This is a genomic window from Aliirhizobium cellulosilyticum (assembly GCF_014198105.1).
Lineage (GTDB): Bacteria > Pseudomonadota > Alphaproteobacteria > Rhizobiales > Rhizobiaceae > Neorhizobium > Neorhizobium cellulosilyticum.
This window is the reverse complement of record NZ_JACIGW010000001.1, coordinates 96667-115778: the sequence shown is the minus strand read 5'-3', so window position 1 is coordinate 115778 and position 19112 is coordinate 96667. Positions and strand designations below refer to the sequence as shown.

The window sequence follows — 19112 nt, the reverse complement described above, 5'->3', positions numbered from 1 at the left end:
CCATGGCCATGTCATTCCCCCGCCTCGTCGAAGAGAGCTGGCAATATGGCGGCGAGGACGAGGTACGGCTGTCCGGAGCAAAGACCGTCATCAAGGTCATGGCCCTCCTTATCGTCGTCGGCATGGTATGGGCCTATTTCGCCATCCTCGACGAGGTCTCGACCGGTGACGGCAAGGTCGTGCCGATCAGCAAGGAACAGGTCATCCAGTCGCTGGAAGGCGGCATCGTCTCGAAACTGATGGTTCAGGAAAACCAGGTCGTCGAACGCGGACAACTGATTGCCCAGTTCGATCCGACGATCACCGAATCCGGCGTCGGAGAATCCGCTGCCACATACCGGGCTGCATTGGCGAGTTCGGCCAGGCTGACGGCGGAAGTCAACCAGACCCCCCTCACCTTTCCGGATGAACTGACCGGCTATCCCGAGCTGGTCACCTCGGAGACCAGGCTCTATGAAGCCCGCCAGCATAACCTGAAAGAGACGCTGCAATGGATCGATGAATCACTCGCCCTCTCCCGTCAGGAGCTTGCGGTCAATGAAGACCTGTCGAAGATGGGGGCGGCCAGCAGTGTCGAGATCATCCGCCTGAAGCGCGAACGGGCGGAACTGGAACTCAAGAAGGTCGAGACCAGCACCCAATATGTCGTAGAAGCCCGCGAACAGCTGGCCAAGGCCAATGCCGAGGTAAGCTCGCTCATTTCCATCATCAAGGGCCGTTCGGACAGCCTCGCCCGCCTTACTCTTCGCTCACCGGTGCGCGGCATCGTCAAGAATATCGAGGTTTCCACCATCGGCGGTGTCGTGCCGCCGAATGGCAAGCTGATGGATATCATCCCGCTCGGCGACCAGCTGATGATCGAGGCCCGTATCCTGCCGCGCGACATTGCCTTCATCCATCCCGACCAACGCGCCACGGTGAAGATCACCGCCTATGACTACGCCATCTATGGCGGACTCGACGGCAAGGTCGTCACCATCTCGCCCGACACGATCCAGGATGAGGTAGACCCCGAGATCTATTATTACCGCGTCTTCGTGAAGACGGAAAAAGACGCGCTGGAAAATCATGCCGGCAAGATATTTCCGATCTCGCCCGGCATGGTCGCCACCGTCGATATCCATACCGGCCAGAAGAGCGTGATGGATTACCTGCTTAAACCCTTCAACAAGGCCAAAGAGGCGATGCGCGAACGCTAGGAAAACGGCGCTGGTGCAAGGAGGACTGCATGACGACGCCACCGGATATGACCCTGCTGCAGGACCATGTACGATCCGCATGCCATCCCTTGCCCGCGCCCTATCCGGCCTATGTGCTGTTCTTTTCCTGTTCCGACGGTGAGGAAAGGGCGAGCATCAGCATTGCACGCGGTTCGTCTTTTGATCAGGCCTGGCAGACGGGCATGGAGGCCGTTCTAACCATTCAACGCCGCCAATCCGGCCGGCATCGGTGGTTGCGGGTCGATTGGCCAACCGCCCTGCAAGCCTCGACTTGGGCCGAACTCCGCGATGTGCTGAACGACACGAAACGCAATTACTTCCGCCTCGGCATTTCACTGGACGACCGGTTCGAGATCGCCTTTCAGGAACAGGAACTGAACGCCAACGCGATGCTCTATGGCGGCAACCGCAATGTCTCAGCCGACCTGAACGAAAAGAACTTTCTTCTTTATTTCAGCTCCCGTTTCCCTGATCACCTACCGCCGGACTTTGCAGATGATCGAGTGATCTATCCCTTCGCCAGCACAGGCGCGTTTTTCGACGGAACGACGGTCTACCCGCTTCATCCCTCTGGCCTCAATGCCGGACACAGGATCATCGACAAGCTGGACGTCGGGCAGGTCACGTCACTGATCTATGACGCCTCCGAATTCCTCGCCCGCCAGGTCAGCCCCGACGGCCGTTTCGTTTACGGTTATCACCCCTGTTTCGACAGGGAGATCGGCGCCTACAACACGCTTCGCCATGCCAGCACGACTTATGCAGTGATCGAGGCGTACGAACTGACCTGCACACCGCTCCTGCGCGAGGCGATCAGCCGGTCGATTTCCTGCATGACGCGCGATCTCATCGTCCATGCGCTTTTGCCCAACGGCCGGATCGCCGCCTTCCTCGTCGAAGCCGACAACGAGATCAAGCTCGGCGGCAATGCCGTCGCGATCCTGGCGCTTGCCAAATATGCCAGCGTCTTTAACGACGACCGTCATGACGAACTGATGGAGAGGCTTGCCTCCGGCATCTGCTTCATGCAGGACGAAAAAACCGGCGCTTTCCGCCACGTCCTGACTTTTCCCAGCCTCGAAACCCGGCAGGAATTCCGCACTATCTATTACGAAGGAGAGGCTGTCTTCGCCCTGATGCGGCTCTACGACCAGCTTCGCGACGACCGCTGGCTAAGGGCTGTCGAACTCGCCTTCGGGCATTTCATCTGCAACAATCACGCGCGCCATCACGACCATTGGCTTGCCTATTGCGCCAATGAACTGACACGGCATCGCCCCGAGGAGGAATATTACCGCTTCGCCATAGACAACATTGCCGATCATCTCGATTTCGTCGCCAACAGGATCACGACATTCCCGACATTGCTCGAACTGATGATGGCGACGCGGCAGGTTTTGACACGGTTGAAAATCGACGGGCGTTTTACTGATCTCCTGAACCGCATAGATCCCGGCCGCTTCGAACGCGCGCTCGAAAAACGGGCGCATTACATGCTCAACGGGCATTTCTGGCCCGAGATGGCGATGTTCATGCGCAATCCGAGAAAGGTGCTCGGCTCCTTCTTCATCCGCCACCACGCATTCCGGGTGCGGATCGACGATGTCGAGCATTATCTGTCCGGATATGTCGCCTATCTCCGCTACCTGCATGAGCAGGAATCGAGAGAAGACGCATCCCAAAACGTCTCCGGCAGAAGCGAGCGTTAGCGCTAACCCTTTTCGCGCACCGCAGCAGATTTCCTGAGACACTCCGCATCAGGCGTGATTATCTGAGCCCCTGCACTACGTGACCGGGCCGCTCCGCCTTGGCTTTTTCAAAACAGAATTTCGCTAGAACGAAAACATTGGGGAATGCAGATGACGATGGTGATGAGCTGGGCCGAATGGTTCGGCAAAGACGGGCTTGGCCTTGCGGAACTGGTGAAAAACGGAGAGGTCACCGCATCCGAACTCGCAGCACAGGCGGCAGCAGCGATCAAGGCGGTCAATCCGCAGATCTGCGGCGTCGTCGAGATCTTCGAGGATGCTGTTTCCGACGCCACGGTCAACGGCGCAAATCCCGAAGGTGCATTTGCAGGCCTGCCCTTCCTCCTGAAAGATCTAGGCCCGACGCTTGCGGGCCAGCTGCAGGAGCAAGGCTCGCTCTACATGAAGGGCAATCGCCCGACCTCCGACACCTTCCTCACCACAAAAATGAAGACCGCAGGCCTCAATATCATCGGCCGCACCACGACCCCGGAATTCGGCTGCTGCAGCTCGGCGGAAAACCCGGCGCTTTATGTGACCCGCAATCCCTGGAACACAGATTTTACCAGTTGTGGCTCGTCCGCTGGTTCCGCCGTCATGGTCGGCGCCGGTGTTGTGCCGCTTGCCCATGCGACAGACGGCGGGGGCTCGATCCGCATTCCGGCAGGCGTCAACGGCGGCATCGGGCTGAAATCCTCCCGCGGCACCTTTTCCATCGCTCCTGCGGCTTCAGACTTCACCTCTGTCGTCTCGACACAGGGCTGCATCACCCGGACAGTGCGCGACACAGCCGCCTTCGTCGACAATTGCCGCGGTGGCGCACCGGGCGAATTCATGCCCTACTGGTCGCCCGACGAGCCTTTCCTAAACTTGATCAAGCGCGATCCGAAACCACTGCGCATCGCGGTCTCCCACGAATGGGGACCATATAAATCGACGCCGCATATCGTCTCCGAGCTGGAGCGTGTGGCCCATTTCCTCGACAGCCTCGGCCATCATGTCGAATGGATCAAACCCTCGATAGACTTCGAGAAAGCCTATACGGCACAGACGGCTTGCTACATCACCAACTTTGCCCAGACTGTGAACAATCTCCTGCGCATGCGAGGCCTAGAACGACCACCCGGCGATCTCATCGAACCGATGAACATCCGCATCTGGGAACAGGGCAAGGATGCGACCTATACCGAACGCGCAGACATGCAACTCGCCTTCAACGAAACCGCCCGCGCCTTCGGTGAATTCTACGAGAAATGGGACATCGTGCTGACGCCGATCACCGCCCGGGAAACACCGCCGATCGGCACGACCGAATATCTGACAATGACCGACAATCCCTCTGCCCTCGACTGGTTTTTCAATCTCTGGGGCTTCTTCGCCTATACCCCGTTCAGCAATCTTTGCGGCACGCCAGGCCTCAGCCTGCCACTTGCCCGACATGCCAATGGCCTACCGCTCGGCATGCAGATCCAGTCCGGCCTTGGTCGTGATGGCCTATTGCTGCAGCTGGCAGCCCAGATCGAACGGGCAATCGACGGCAAGTGGAATCTCGGCGACCTTCCCAAAATACACGTAACCGCCATAGCCTGACCGAACAGCTCAACGCTGGCGCGAGATCTTCTGAAAGAGAAGCTCGGCAAACTATCCCACGGCAAGAATGTGCCAGCGACCTATCGTCGCTGGCGACACTCCGATTGTCCTGCAAAACCGCGCAGCCTTGCCAGCAAACGGCAGGCGAAGCGAGGAATCCGACAGAAAAGGCCTGTTTACGGCAGTAAAGGCCTTGTGTTCACCGTACCCGCACGTACCATCGCCAACCTTTCCGCTCGAAAATCCCTGTCGTAACACTGTCCGACAAGGAATGCCGGTAACCGACCGGCTTGAGCATGATGAAAACGAACTGGGGACGAAACGATTGAAGATTGGGGTTCTTAAAGAGCGCGGGGACCGCGAGGCGCGTGTCGCGATGACGCCGGAAAGCGCGCTTGCCTTGCAGAAGCTTGGCTATGACTGCGTAATCGAAACCGGTGCCGGCAAGGCTGCGGGCTTTTCCGATGACGCCTATCGCGCCGCCGGCGTGACGGTTGTCGATACGCCGGATGCGCTGATCGAAGCCTCCGACGTGATCGCCAAGGTGCGTCCGCCGGAAATCTCGGAAGTCGACAAGCTTGGCCCGGAAAAGACGCTGATCTCGTTCTTCTACCCGGCTCAGAACAAGGAACTGCTCGAGCAAGCCAAGGTGAAGGGCGCGAACGTCATCGCCATGGACATGGTGCCGCGCATTTCGCGCGCCCAGAAGATGGACGCCCTGTCGTCGATGGCCAACATCGCCGGTTACCGCGCCGTCATCGAGGCCGGCAACAATTTCGGCCGCTTCTTCACCGGTCAGGTCACGGCTGCAGGCAAGGTGCCGCCGGCCAAGGTTCTGGTCATCGGCGCAGGTGTTGCAGGTCTCGCCGCCATCGGTACCGCAACTTCGCTCGGCGCCATCACCTACGCTTTCGACGTGCGCCCGGAAGTGGCTGAGCAGATCGAATCCATGGGCGCCGAATTCGTCTTCCTCGACTTCAAGGAAAGCCAGCAGGACGGCGCGGCGACTGGCGGTTATGCCGCTCCTTCGTCTCCCGAGTTCCGCGAAAAGCAGCTGGAAAAGTTCCGCGAACTGGCACCTCAGATCGATATCGTCATCACCACCGCGCTGATCCCCGGACGTGATGCGCCAAAACTCTGGACTGCCGACATGGTAGCCCTGATGAAGCCGGGTTCGGTGATCATCGATCTTGCGGCCGAACGCGGCGGCAACTGCGACCTCACCGTCGCCGACGAACGCGTAGTTTCGGAGAACGGCGTCATCGTCATCGGCTACACGGATTTTCCGAGCCGCATGGCCGCCCAGTCTTCGACGCTCTATTCCACCAATATCCGCCACATGATGACGGACCTGACGCCGGCCAAGGACGGCGTTGTCGTCCACAACATGGAAGACGACGTCATCCGCGGCGCGACCGTCACCAAGGACGGCGAGATCACCTTCCCGCCGCCGCCACCAAAAATTCAGGCGATTGCCGCCCAGAAGCCGAAGGAGAAAGCCAAGGAGCTGACGCCGGAGGAAAAGCGGGCGAATGAAGTTGCAGCCTTCAAGGCGCAGACCAAGAACCAGGCGATCCTGCTCGGCGTCGCGACTGTGCTGCTGCTAGTCGTCGGTGCCTATGCACCGGCAAGTTTCATGAGCCATTTCGTTGTTTTCGTGCTCTCCTGCTTCATCGGCTTCCAGGTCATCTGGAACGTCTCGCATTCGCTGCACACGCCGCTGATGGCCGTCACCAATGCCATTTCCGGCATCGTCATCCTCGGCGCGCTCCTGCAAATCGGCTCGGGCAACTGGCTGGTCGTCGTGCTCGGCGCTTTGTCGGTTCTGGTCGCGACGATCAACATCGTTGGCGGTTTTCTCGTGACACGGCGCATGCTCGCCATGTTCCAGAAGTCTTGAGTGCGTAGGGGGTAATCATCATGACGATCGGTATCGTTTCGGCCGCCTACATCTCTTCGGCTGTTCTCTTCATCCTGTCGCTCGGCGGCCTTTCCGGCCAGGAAAGCGCCAAGCGCGCCGTCTGGTACGGCATCATCGGCATGGCGCTCGCCGTCATCGCCACATTCTTCGGTCCGGGTGTCGCCACCAGCTTCGGCATCGGCCTCATCATCCTGATCATGGTCGCTGCTGGCTCTATCGCCGGCTACTACGTGGCAAGCCGCGTGCAGATGACGGAAATGCCGCAGCTCGTCGCAGCGCTGCACTCCTTTGTCGGCCTTGCCGCCGTCTTCATCGGCTATAATGCCCATATCGAGGCATGGCGGGTCGGCGGCCTGGATGAGGCTGCCCGCGCAACGCTCGAAGGCTTTTCCGCCATTATCGCCCACAAGGATCCGGTCGAACTGGCCATCATGAAGGTCGAGGTCTTCCTCGGCGTCTTCATCGGTGCGGTCACCTTCACCGGTTCGGTAGTCGCCTTCGGCAAGCTGGCCGGCAAGGTCGACGGCAAGGCGAAGAAACTGCCCGGCGGCCATTTCCTCAATGCCGGTGCGGCAGCGCTCTCACTCCTCTTGCTGCTTGCCTATTGCAACGGCGCGGGCGCCTGGACGCTGATCCTGATGACGCTTCTCGCCTTCTTCATCGGTTACCACCTGATCATGGGCATCGGCGGCGCCGATATGCCGGTCGTGGTCTCGATGCTGAACAGCTATTCCGGCTGGGCGGCTGCCGCCATCGGCTTCACGCTCGGCAACGATCTTCTGATCGTCACCGGTGCATTGGTCGGCTCTTCGGGTGCGATCCTCTCCTACATCATGTGCAAGGCGATGAACCGCTCCTTCGTTTCGGTCATCCTCGGCGGCTTCGGCGGCACGACGGGACCTGCGATGGAAATCGAGGGCGAACAGATCGACATCGATGCCGAAGGTGTCGCCAATGCCTTGAACGATGCCGACAGTGTCATCATCGTTCCCGGCTACGGCATGGCCGTGGCGCAAGCGCAGCAGGCCGTGTCTGAACTCACCCGCAAGCTGCGCGCCTCCGGCAAGGAAGTGCGTTTCGCCATCCATCCGGTCGCTGGCCGTCTGCCGGGCCACATGAACGTGCTGCTCGCCGAAGCCAAGGTGCCTTACGACATCGTCATGGAAATGGACGAGATCAACGACGATTTTCCGAGCACCGATGTCGTCATCGTCATCGGCTCCAACGACATCGTCAACCCGGCAGCCCAGGAAGACCCGAACTCGCCGATCGCCGGCATGCCGGTGCTCGAAGTCTGGAAGGCCAAGCAGGTCTTCGTCTCCAAGCGTGGCCAGGGCACCGGTTATTCCGGCATTGAGAACCCGCTCTTCTACAAGGAGAACACACGGATGTTCTACGGCGACGCGAAGAAATCCGTCTCCGAACTCCTGCCGATGATCAAGTAACACACGCAAAATGGGTTCGGGGTTGCGCAAGCGATCCCGGACCGAAACACCGAGAACCGGGAAGAAGCGCCAGCCCGGTATTGCGACAGGTCAATGCACGGCCCGTCAGCGGGTGACCTTGATGGCGGATCAGATCAAAACGATCCGCTTGCCGTGATGGACACATGCGCTTACGCTTGACCCCGACCGATGATACTGCCTCGACCGAAACCGACGGTTCGGCTTCGCTTGAACGTGTAAAACGTCAATGTGAAGCGCGTGGCAGCTGTTGCGCGCCGCCTTCTATTGCGGCAGTCGCGATTTATGGCATGGATCGTCTCGGTGCGGTGATCGAACGCCTCATCCGCTGGCGAAGATAGAACGAAGGACATTTCATGTTCGGCTGGACGAACCTTGTCATCGGCCTTTTGCAGCAGACCTGCGTCTATCTCGTCATCGCCTACCTGTTCAGCAAGACCCCCCTGTTTCTGCCGCTGATGCAGGTCACCGTCCGGCCGTCCCGAAAGATTGCCTGCTACGTCATCTTCTCGATGTTCTGCATCATGGGCACCTATTTCGGCCTGCATATCGACGAGGCTATTGCCAATACGCGCGCGATCGGCGCTGTGCTCGGCGGTATTTTAGGTGGCCCGCTGGTCGGTCTTGCAGTCGGCCTCACCGGCGGCATGCACCGCTATTCGCTCGGCGGTTTCACAGCACTTGCCTGCGCGATTGCGACGACGGCCGAAGGCCTGATTGGCGGGCTGGTTCACAGCTATCTCATGCGCCGCAAAAGGACCGATCTCCTCTTCTGGCCTCCCCTGATCGCCGGCGTCACGCTTGTTGCCGAAATCGTCCAGATGTCGATCATCCTGATCGTCGCCAGACCCTTTGTCGATTCAGCCCATGTGGTCGAGACGATCGTTTTGCCGATGACGGTGGCAAATACCATCGGTGCCGCGATGTTCATGAACATCCTTGGCGACCGGCGCAAACTTTTCGAAACTCACTCGACGGTCTTCTCCGGCAAGGCGCTGAAGATCGCGGAACGCGCCGAAGGCGTTTTGCGCAACGGCTTCAATGCCGAAAACAGCACCAAGGTCGCCCGCATCCTTTACGAGGAAGCCAATGTCGGCGCCGTCGCCATCACCGACCGCGAAAAGATCCTCGCCTTCATCGGCATCGGCGCCGATCACCATCTGCCCGGCCGCGCCATCACCTCCGCCCAGACCATGGAGGCGATTGCCGAAAACAAGGTCATGTATGCCGATGGTGACGAGGTCAGCTATCAATGCTCGATCCACCCGAATTGCCCGCTCGGATCGTCACTCGTCATCCCGCTGAAGGGTGAAGACAACGCCGTTATCGGCACGATCAAGCTCTATGAGCCGAAGACCAAACTGTTTTCGACCTTCAACCGTTCGCTCGGCGAAGGCGTCGCGCGCCTGCTCTCGGCCCAGATTCTCGCCGGACGCTACGAGCGCCAGAAGCAGATGCTGGTCGAATCCGAGATCAAGCTCCTGCACGCGCAGGTCAATCCGCATTTTCTCTTCAACACGCTCAACACGCTGTCGGCCATCATCCGGATCGATCCGGGCGAAGCGCGGGGTCTCGTGCAGAATCTTTCAACCTTCTTCCGCAAGAACCTGAAGCGGACGAACGACATCGTCACGCTGTCCGACGAGATCGAACATGTGAACGCCTATCTGCAAATCGAAAAGGCACGTTTCCGCGAACATCTGCAGATCGAGATCGATGTTCCGGACGACCTGGCAGAGGTCCGTCTCCCGGCTTTTTCGCTCCAGCCTTTGGTGGAAAATGCCATCAAGCATGGCACGTCACAACTGATCGGAGAGGGCCGGATCACGATCTCGGCAAAGCCGGATGGCGATGATCTGCTGATATCGGTGACCGACAATGCCGGCCTGTTCGTCCGCAAACCGTCCGTCGATGGCGGGCTTGGCATGAATATCGTCGACCGCCGCACCAAGGGGCATTTCGGCGATGCCTATGGCATCGATGTAAAATGGGAAACGGAAGCTTTTACCACCGTGAACCTGCGCGTGCCGATGAGTGAGCCCGTACACGACCATAGCCACCATCATGATGGCCGGCATGACCATCATCACGATCATTCACATGATGACGTTATACCCGCACGCACACCTCTTCGCGGCCGCCTGAAGGTCGCCCGCCTGTGGTCGGCGACAAAGTAAACGGCCTTCAGGAAACGGTCTGCCGCGCCGCAGCCTTCAAAAGGCCAAAACCTCTCCACCGCTTAAGGTTCATTCTCCGCCGCTCGCGCCGCGATGACGCCGCTGGCCGAAACACCCACTCCCGCTTCTTACACGCGCGTGTAAGCGTGACGTCATTCTTACGGAGGACGTACCATGAGCAATGCTTTATCGATTGTCATCGGGTCGGCCTGCATCCTTGCCATCTGCTACCGCTTCTACGGTATCTTCTTTGTCCGCAAGGTGCTTGGCATCAACGACGCCGAAACCACTCCATCGCACTCGCTGGCGGATGGACGCAATTACGTACCCACCAAGAAGTGGGTGAATGCCGGCCAGCACTTTGCGGCCATCGCCGCCGCCGGCCCGCTTGTCGGTCCGGTTCTTGCCGCCCAATACGGTTACCTGCCCGGCCTGATCTGGCTTCTCGTCGGCTGCGTCATCGGCGGCGCAGTGCATGACACGGTCGTGCTTTTCGCCTCGATGAAGCACAAGGGCTCGTCGCTGTCGGAAGTCGCGAAGGCCGAACTCGGCCCGGTCGCCGGCTGGTGCACCGGTCTTGCGATGCTGTTCATCATCACCATCACCATGGCAGGCCTTTCGATGGTCGTGGTCCATGCGCTGGAACGCAACCCCTGGGGCACGTTTGCCGTCTTCATGACCATCCCGATCGCCATGATCGTCGGCCTTTATGAGAAGATGGGAGGCAACGGCAAGATCGCAACCTATGTCGGCCTTGCCGCCATTCTCGCCTCGGTCTTCGCCGGCCCCTATGTCCAGGAATCGGCACTCGGCCAGTGGTTCACCTTCCACTACGATACGCTCGGCATCATGCTGCCGATCTATGCCTTCCTCGCCAGCGCCCTGCCGGTCTGGCTGCTCCTGACCCCACGCGGTTATCTCTCGAGCTTCCTCAAGATCGGCGTGTTTGCCGCCCTCGTCGTCGGCGTCGTCATCATCAACCCTGAAATCAAGATGCCGGCCCTGACCGAATTCATCCATGGCGGTGGCCCGGTTCTGGCCGGCCCGGTCTGGCCGTTCATCTCGATCACCATTGCCTGCGGTGCAATCTCGGGTTTCCACGCCTTCATCGGTTCGGGTACCACGCCCAAGCTGGTCGACAAGTGGAGCGACATTCGCCCGGTCGCCTTCGGCATGATGCTGGTCGAATGCCTCGTTGCCGTGCTCGCCCTGATCGCCGCAACCGCCCTGCCGATGGCCGATTACTTCGCCATCAACGCTTCGCCTGAAGTCTTCGCCAAGCTCGGCATGACCGTTCAGGACCTGCCCCGCCTCGAACAGTCGATCGGCATGGACCTCGCCGGCCGTACCGGTGGCGCCGTGACGCTCGCCGTCGGCATGACCGAGATCTTCACCAGCATTCCCTGGTTCAAGACACTGGCTGCCTACTTCTTCCAGTTCGTCATCATGTTCGAAGCCGTCTTCATCCTGACCGCGATCGACTCGGGAACTCGCGTCGCCCGCTATCTGATCCAGGACATCCTCGGTGACCTCTGGGCTCCGATGAAACAGATCAACTGGCTGCCCGGCTCGATCTTCGCCAGCGTCGTCGCCTGCCTTCTCTGGGGTTATCTCCTGAATTCGGGCGATATCAACTCGGTCTGGGCCCTGTTCGGCGTGTCGAACCAGATGATGGCCTCGCTCGGCCTCACCATCGGCGCAACCATCATCCTGCGGCTCTCGGCCAAGCGGATCTATGTGCTGACTTGCCTCATCCCGCTCGCCTACCTGTTCGTGACAGTGAACTATGCAGGCTATTGGATGATCGCCAATGTCTATCTCAACGAAGCAGCCAAGGGCTACAACCCCATCAACGCCGTCCTTTCGATGATAATGATGGCGCTGGGTGTCATCATCCTCGTCACCGCGATCTTCAAGTGGAAGGACATGCTTCGCACCAACAGAGCGGGTGGAACCGAGAAATATCTCGGTACACCGGCCGAATAAACGGCTCTCCAAAATTCCTCCCGAGCCGGAACCGGGCGCATGTGAGACCCACATGCGCCCGGTTCGAATTTTTTGGGAGATGCATAATATAAAGTGTCGGGGATCGTCGGCGTCAGAGGATGCCGAGCTGTTCCTTCAGCGGCCCGAGAAACCGCCGGCTGACAGGAATGGAGCGCCCACCAAGGGTCAGGATATTGGCAACGCCGTTTTCGCCAAGCGCGATATCCTTGATATGCTCCGGATTGACCATGTACTGGCGATGACAGCGGATAAGCCGCGTCCGCTCCTCCAGCGTCCGAAGGGTCAATTCGGTGAAATGCTCATGCCCGTCATTGCCGAGCACATAGATACCGCCGGGCTTTGAGAAAATCGCCTCGACCTCTTCGAGCTTCATCAGCCGTATCCGGTTAAGGCCGGTGCACGGGATATGGCGCAGCGGCGGCGCAACATCGAGCAGCTTTTCCCGCTGGTCCGAAGTCGTCTTGCGAAGACGCGCCAGCGTCTTCTGCAGCCGCTCCTCCTGGATCGGCTTCAACAGGTAATCGAAGGCATTCTCCTCGAAGGCCCGCACCGCATATTCCTCATAGGCGGTGAGAAACACGACACGCGGCATCCTTTCGGGATCGATCATCCTGAGCATTTCCAGCCCGGTGACCTGCGGCATGTGAATGTCGAGAAACATGATCTCCGGCGACAGCCGGTTGATCGCCGCAATCCCTTCGATCGCATTGGCGCATTCGCCGACGATTTCGATATCGCTCTCTTGCGCGATGAGCGATTTCAGCTCGTCGCGTGCCAAAGTTTCGTCGTCTACGATCAGAACTTTCATGCGCTCCAGTCATCCCGCGGGAAAGAACATGCTCTTAACCGACATCGCCAATGTACGAAATGTCGCAGCACCGTCCTAGTCGGCCGCAAGCATGTCAACCTTGCGGCAGATCAACGGCCGCCACCGCTCGAAAACAGCGTCGTCTTGCATGGCAGCCGAAAACAAAACGATGGCCCGGCGCCATCAAGACACCGAACCATCGACTTAATCAGCCACGATAACTGGCTGAGCCTGTGGAAACCACCGCCAGCCAGCCGCCCAAAATCCTTACATCACGGCACCGATCTGCCACGGCACGAATTCCGCGCCGCCATACCCCAGCTCTTCGCTCTTCGTCTGCTCGCCGGATGCGACCCGGATGATCAGTTCGAAAAGCTCTTTGCCCTTTTCCTCGATCGTCACCCCCTGCGTAACGATATCGCCGCAGTTGAGGTCCATGTCGTCCTTCATCCGCTCATACATCTCGGAATTGGTCGAGATCTTGATGCAGGGCGTCGGCTTGTAGCCGGAAACCGAACCACGGCCGGTGGTAAAGACGATCAGGTTGGCACCCGACGCGACCTGTCCGGTCACCGAGCACGGATCGAAGCCGGGGCTGTCCATGAAGACGAACCCCTTGCGGTCGATCTTCTCGCCGAACTTGTAGACACCGAGCAACGGCGCCGTGCCGCCCTTGGCGACTGCACCGAGCGATTTTTCAAGGATCGTGGTCAACCCGCCCTTCTTGTTGCCCGGCGACGGATTGTTGTCCATTTCGCCGCCATTGCGGGCGCAATAGTCTTCCCACCACTTCAGCCGCTCGATCAGCTTGTTGCCGATCTCCGCCGTTTCGGCGCGACGGGTCAGAAGGTGCTCTGCACCATAGACTTCGGACGTCTCGGAAAGAATGGTCGTGCCGCCATGCCGGACAAGAAGGTCGGACGCATAACCGAGTGCCGGATTGGCGGTGATGCCGGAATACCCGTCCGAGCCGCCGCATTGCATGCCGATGGTGATTTCCGAGACCGGGGCCGGCGTGCGCGTCGTGCGGTTGGCAAACTCGGCAACGCCGCGCAACTCTTCCAGACCTCTTTCGATCGTCTTCCTCGTGCCGCCTTCCTGCTGGATCGTCATGTAGCGCAGCATGCCATCCTGGCGGATGCGCCGGCCGCCGACCAGATCCGGGATCTGCATAACCTCGCAACCGAGACCGACCAGAAGGATGCCGCCGAAATTGGGGTTCTGCGCATAACCGGAAAGCGTACGGAACAGCGTGGCATAGCCTTCACCGTCGGTCGACATACCGCAGCCGGTGCCATGCGAGATCGGCACGATACCATCGACATTCGGAAATGCGTCAAGAAAACCCGATTTCTCGGCCGCTTCGGTGATGAAACGGGCGACCGAACCGGAACAGTTCACCGTCGTCAGAATGCCGATATAGTTGCGGGTACCAACCTTGCCGTCCGCCCGCTTGTAACCCATGAACGTCCGCGCTTCGGTGGCAGCCGGCAAAGGCGTGTTGGCGCTGGCGAACGCGTAATCCTGCGCATGCTCGCCCATGCCCAGGTTGTGGACATGAATATGATCGCCGGCGGCGATGTCGACCTTAGCCTGGCCGATGATCTGTCCATAGCGCAATACATTGCCGCCGGCGGGAATTGCAGCGGTCGCAATCTTGTGTCCGCGCGCAATGGCCTGGCCGGTCGCGACACCGCTTGTCGTCAGGATGTCGCCAGCTTTGAGATCGCGCAATGCGATCTCGATATTGTCGGCGGGATGAAGGCAAATGCTGTTCTTGATCATAGCTATCTTTCTCCTGATCCGGCTTCCATGCCGGGTGCATTGCCGGCCGGTCTCCAGGCCATGCATCGAAGTCTTTGAATTATCGCCTGCCTCAGCCCTCAGGCTGAGATTGCATCAGGCGTCCTGTGCTGCCGAATTGCCTCTGCCACCGCGCTTGCGGGACGGCAGGCGAGGCCGGGGATCGTCCAGCCCGAGGCCGTCGAGATGCCCGAAAACGGTTCGAAGGTGAGAACGCATGTGGGCCACCGTAACATCGACATCACCGGCAATCATCGCGTCTGCGATCATCTGGTGTTCGATCAGGGTGACGGCCATCCGGTCGCTGTCCTGCGTCGTCAGATATCGCACGCGATCAAGCTGTGTCTTGGCCCGCAAGATCGCATTCCACGCACCCGCATAGCCACTGAGTTCGGCGATGAGGGAATGGAAGACGTTGTCGAGCCTGTAGAACGCGTCACCGTTTCCGACCACTGCAGCCTGCTCTCGCAAGTTGGCACGAATGCGTTCGCGCCCATCGTCATCCATGCGTTTGATCGCATCCTCGACAAGTGCGCATTCCAGCTTCTCGCGAATATACTGCCCAACAGTGACGGCTTCGAGCGAAATCGGCGCAACGAAAGTCCCGAAATGCGGATAGATAACGACCAGCTCTTCTTCGGCAAGCTTGATAAGTGCCTCACGCACAGGCGTCCGGCTCACTTCCAGCTGCTGGCAAAGGTCTGCCTCGGACAAGGGGGCGTCCGGAGCAAGACGGCCGCATACGATATCTTCCCGGATCTTGTCGAACACCTGGCTCGTCAAACGGGAACGGCTGCGATCCACCATTCAGTCACTCATCTTCTTTGTTGCAGTCAGGGCGAGTTATCCTCTTTTGCGAGATTTCCGACGTATCGGCAACATTGATGCCGTTGCAGGCTGCGAAACTGTAATCTGTCTGTTATGCCACGCGCCCCTCCCTGAAAGCCTGCACGGTCTGCATGACGCCCCGAAGCTCCGCCAATCCCTTGAGACGGCCGACAAAAGAGTAACCGGGATTTGATTTCTGGCCGATATCGTCACCCAGAAGATGTCCGTGATCAGGGCGCATCGGAATCTGCGGCACCGGATGACCAATCGAAGCACGACGGTCTTCTTCCGCCATCAGAGCCGCCGTCACTGCAACGAGATCCGTATCGCCACCGAGATGATCCGCCTCGTAGAATGATCCATCCGGCTCGCGGGTCGTATTGCGCAAATGAGCAAAATGGATGCGCGGCGCGAATTTCTTCGTCATGGCCACCAGATCATTCTTCGGGTTGGACCCGAAAGAGCCGGTGCACAAAGTCAGGCCGCAAGCATCCTGGGGAACGCCTCTGAATAACGCGCGCACATCATCCGCAGTGGACAGAACACGCGGAAGACCGAAAATCGGGAAAGCCGGATCGTCGGGATGGATGCACAGCCGTGCGCCTTCCTCTTCCGCCACCGGCGTGATCTCACGCAGGAATTCGATCAGATTGGCGCGAAGATCCTCGACCCCGATCTGCTGATAGAGTTCGAGCATCTCCTTAAACGTCGAGCGCGTATAGGCAAAGTCGCGCGCCGGAAGCCAGTCGATAAGGTTACGTTCCAGTTCCGAAATCTTCGCCTCGTCCATGGCCTCGAACCGAGCCTTGGCGGCAGCGAATTGTTCAGCCGAATAGGATGCCTCGGCCCCGGTTCGGCCAAGAACGAAGAGATCATAGGCGGCAAAATCGACGCTGTCGTAACGAAGCGCATAACCGCCATTCGGCAGCCGGTACATCAGATTGGTACGGCTCCAGTCGGTGATCACCATGAAATTGTAGCAGATCACCTTCACGCCGGAACGGGCGACATTGCGGATCGATTGCTTGTAGTTGTCGATCTTCTCCCGGTAATTGCCGCTGCGGGTCTTGATCTCTTCACCGACCCCGATGCTTTCCACTACCGACCACGTCAGGCCCGCGGCCTCGACTTCGGCCTTGCGCTTGGCGATTTCGTCAGACGGCCAGACGCCACCCTGGTTCATGTGATGAAGAGCAGTGACGATGCCGGTTGCACCCGCCTGGCGAATCTTTTCCAGGCTCACCGGATCATCCGGGCCGAACCAACGCCATGTCTGTTCCATTTGGTATTCTCCTACCCTAATTATGTATCGCCCTAAGCTGCACGCTTCAGGCTTCAGCTTCGCCCAGGAAAGCTCTCAGGGTTTTGCGGACCCCACGGCTCATCAGGCTCGATAAATGTTTGGTGACTTCGGCTCGGAAATGCGCATTGGCGGGCAGCACGTCTCCGAAGATTTCGCGAATGTCGAAAAGGGTATTGGCCAGCTTGACGGCATCAGCGCCGGCATCCTTGGCAATGCTTGTCAACCGCGCCGCATGCGGATCGGTGACGACATAATCCAGTCCGAGCTCATTCCTGCCCGACAGAAACCTCATCCACGCCGCAACGGTCAGCGGAATGACCTTCGGATCTCGACCGGAAGAATAAAGTTCGACGGCTGCTTCCAGCAGTCGCGGCGGAAGCTTTTGCGATCCATCCCAGGAAATCTGCAGGGTCAGATGGCGTACGCCCGTATTACGGAACCGCGCTTCAAGGTCATGGGTGTAAGCCACGACATCGGTCCCCGGAACCGGCGGCAGGGTGCGGATCAGATCCTCGTCCCACAATCGGCGGATCACCTTGGGCAGATCCTTGTCCATCATGGCGTCAGCGATCGCTTCGATACCGGCGATCACCGAGAGATAGGCAAGCGTCGAATGAGACCCGTTGAGGCAGCGCAGCTTCATCAACTCATAGGGAAGAACATCCTCGGCCATGATTGCACCGGCTCTTTCCCAATCCGGTCTTCCAAGCGGAAAATGATCCTCCACAACCCACTGGCGGAAGGGCTCGGTAACAACCGGCCAAGCATCCACGATCCCAAGACCATTCGCGACCTTCTGCCGATCGGCGTCCTGCGTAGCGGGCGTGATCCGGTCAACCATCGTGCAAGGAAAGGCAACGTTCTGCGAGATGAACTGCCCCAGCTCTTCATCGCGGAGCGAGGCAAAGCGGGTTACCGCGTTGCGAACTTTGATTCCATTCTGCGCCAGATTATCACAAACCAGAACCGTAAAAGGCGCCTGCCCTGCCGCACGCCGCAGGCGAAGCGCTTCAGTCAGGAAGCCGGGAACACTTTGCGGGTCGGTAGGATTAGCGAGATCCGCAACGATTGCCGGATGTGTTTCATCAAGGCCGCCGGTCGCACCGTCCAGGCAATATCCCTTTTCCGTGACCGTCAGCGTCACGATACGAATCTCCGGCCTGCAGAGCAGCTCGAAAACTTCGGACTTCTGCTCCGCCGTCACCATGACATCAAGGACGGACCCGATGATGCGCAGCACATCCGTGTCATTGTCACGGCTTAGCAGCGTGTAAAGTCCATCCTGTGGTTTCAGGGCGTCCCGCATGGCGGGCGACATGAGGCACACTCCGACAATACCCCAGTCCGTCGCCCCGGCCTGCAGAACGTCATCCGTGTAGACCATGGCATGGGCACGGCAGAAAGCTCCAAGACCGATATGCACGATGCCGGGGGAGACCGCCTCGCGGTCATAGGTCGGACGCTCGACTGCATCCGGAAGGCCGGCCAGCGCGGCATTGCCCAGACGTTTCGGGACAACATCATTCCTCAAATCGCTAGTCATGAAAAATCCTCGAATATCTCAGGAGGAGATACGGGGCGTCAAACGTAACTCACTGTCTTTCGGCAGTCCTTGCAGACACAATAAAGCCTCGGGTTTTCCGCTTCAAAATTGCACTTTTTGCGTGTATTTTATCTAGCAGACAAATCGGCCGACTACACGGCACGACGCCCCTGCAAGCTTCGACCTTCACTCAAAATGAACCAATGGATAACGAGCCATCGTGACCTGACACCGTACCGAACGAAGCACGGCAGTAACCACTATCTTCTCGCTGATCATGTCGATGGTCAGCCGATGCATATGCCGGTGGACCAGGCCTCAAAACCAGCAGCTTCTATATTTTCTGACCTCGAAATCCATGCACTGCCGTAGTCACACCAGCCGCGTTTTCCTCATCCTCGATCCTCACTACCATATACGTATACTACCATATGGGTGAACTTGAATAGCAAAATTCATAACGAGCGTGCGACATTTTGAAAGGCACCCAGAAATTGACATTTGTCACGGACAGAGCGATTTAATTATAATTATCAATGAGATGTATAAAATTGCCGTTCGCTGCAGCCTGATTTTTCATGGGACCGAGGCGAAAGCCACCTCAACACCTATCCAATTCGCCAAATGATGTTTCCGCGAACCAGCCGTGAAAAAATCCCCTCAACTCGAATTTCCGAACGCAGGAAAACCAATCTCCGGCC

12 protein-coding genes are annotated in these 19112 nt (G+C 58.8%); 7 read left to right on the top strand and 5 right to left on the bottom strand.

Annotated features, from left to right (window positions below; all coding sequences use genetic code 11):
- Positions 1-2: 2 nt before the first annotated feature.
- The 7 genes from GGE33_RS00460 to GGE33_RS00430 all read left to right on the top strand — a co-directional run bounded on the left by GGE33_RS00460 (position 3) and on the right by GGE33_RS00430 (position 12105).
- Positions 3-1199 (top strand): beta-barrel domain-containing protein, encoded by a 1197-nt coding sequence (locus GGE33_RS00460; protein ID WP_246435652.1) that lies wholly within the window; start codon positions 3-5, stop codon positions 1197-1199.
- 29 nt (positions 1200-1228) lie between these two features.
- The gene (locus GGE33_RS00455; RefSeq protein WP_183820832.1) at positions 1229-2929 is read left to right on the top strand and encodes a Mur ligase; all 1701 of its coding nucleotides are present in this window, start codon (positions 1229-1231) and stop codon (positions 2927-2929) included.
- Between the two features lie 150 nt (positions 2930-3079).
- Positions 3080-4558, top strand: a complete 1479-nt coding sequence (locus GGE33_RS00450; RefSeq protein WP_183820831.1) for an amidase — start codon at positions 3080-3082, stop codon at positions 4556-4558.
- Between the two features lie 325 nt (positions 4559-4883).
- On the top strand, positions 4884-6458 hold the full coding sequence (locus tag GGE33_RS00445; RefSeq protein ID WP_183820830.1) for a Re/Si-specific NAD(P)(+) transhydrogenase subunit alpha: 1575 nt from the start codon (positions 4884-4886) through the stop codon (positions 6456-6458).
- A gap of 20 nt (positions 6459-6478) precedes the next feature.
- Positions 6479-7924: an NAD(P)(+) transhydrogenase (Re/Si-specific) subunit beta gene (locus GGE33_RS00440; RefSeq protein ID WP_183820829.1), complete on the top strand. Its 1446-nt coding sequence runs from the start codon at positions 6479-6481 to the stop codon at positions 7922-7924.
- Positions 7925-8298: 374 nt separating this feature from the next.
- The gene (locus GGE33_RS00435; RefSeq protein ID WP_183820828.1) at positions 8299-10119 is read left to right on the top strand and encodes a LytS/YhcK type 5TM receptor domain-containing protein; all 1821 of its coding nucleotides are present in this window, start codon (positions 8299-8301) and stop codon (positions 10117-10119) included.
- A gap of 174 nt (positions 10120-10293) precedes the next feature.
- Entirely contained in the window at positions 10294-12105 is a 1812-nt protein-coding gene (locus GGE33_RS00430) for a carbon starvation CstA family protein (protein WP_148145168.1), read from the top strand.
- A 112-nt stretch (positions 12106-12217) separates the two neighbouring features.
- Here GGE33_RS00430 and btsR read toward each other — a convergent pair whose 3' ends face one another.
- From btsR to GGE33_RS00405, 5 genes are all read right to left on the bottom strand, one after another.
- Complete coding sequence (gene btsR / locus GGE33_RS00425) at positions 12218-12934, bottom strand: two-component system response regulator BtsR (protein WP_183820827.1); 717 nt, start codon at positions 12932-12934, stop codon at positions 12218-12220.
- A gap of 267 nt (positions 12935-13201) precedes the next feature.
- A complete protein-coding gene (locus GGE33_RS00420; RefSeq protein WP_148145171.1) occupies positions 13202-14719 on the bottom strand; it encodes a UxaA family hydrolase in 1518 nt (505 codons plus the stop codon).
- A gap of 114 nt (positions 14720-14833) precedes the next feature.
- A complete protein-coding gene (locus GGE33_RS00415) occupies positions 14834-15544 on the bottom strand; it encodes a GntR family transcriptional regulator (RefSeq protein WP_148145172.1) in 711 nt (236 codons plus the stop codon).
- A 112-nt stretch (positions 15545-15656) separates the two neighbouring features.
- Positions 15657-16847 carry a mannonate dehydratase gene (gene uxuA / locus GGE33_RS00410; protein WP_183820826.1) on the bottom strand — a complete coding sequence of 397 codons (1191 nt, stop codon included), beginning with the start codon at positions 16845-16847 and terminating at the stop codon, positions 15657-15659.
- Positions 16848-16893: 46 nt separating this feature from the next.
- Positions 16894-18411, bottom strand: coding sequence for a mannitol dehydrogenase family protein (locus GGE33_RS00405; protein ID WP_183820825.1), 1518 nt, complete (start codon positions 18409-18411; stop codon positions 16894-16896).
- Positions 18412-19112: the final 701 nt, after the last annotated feature.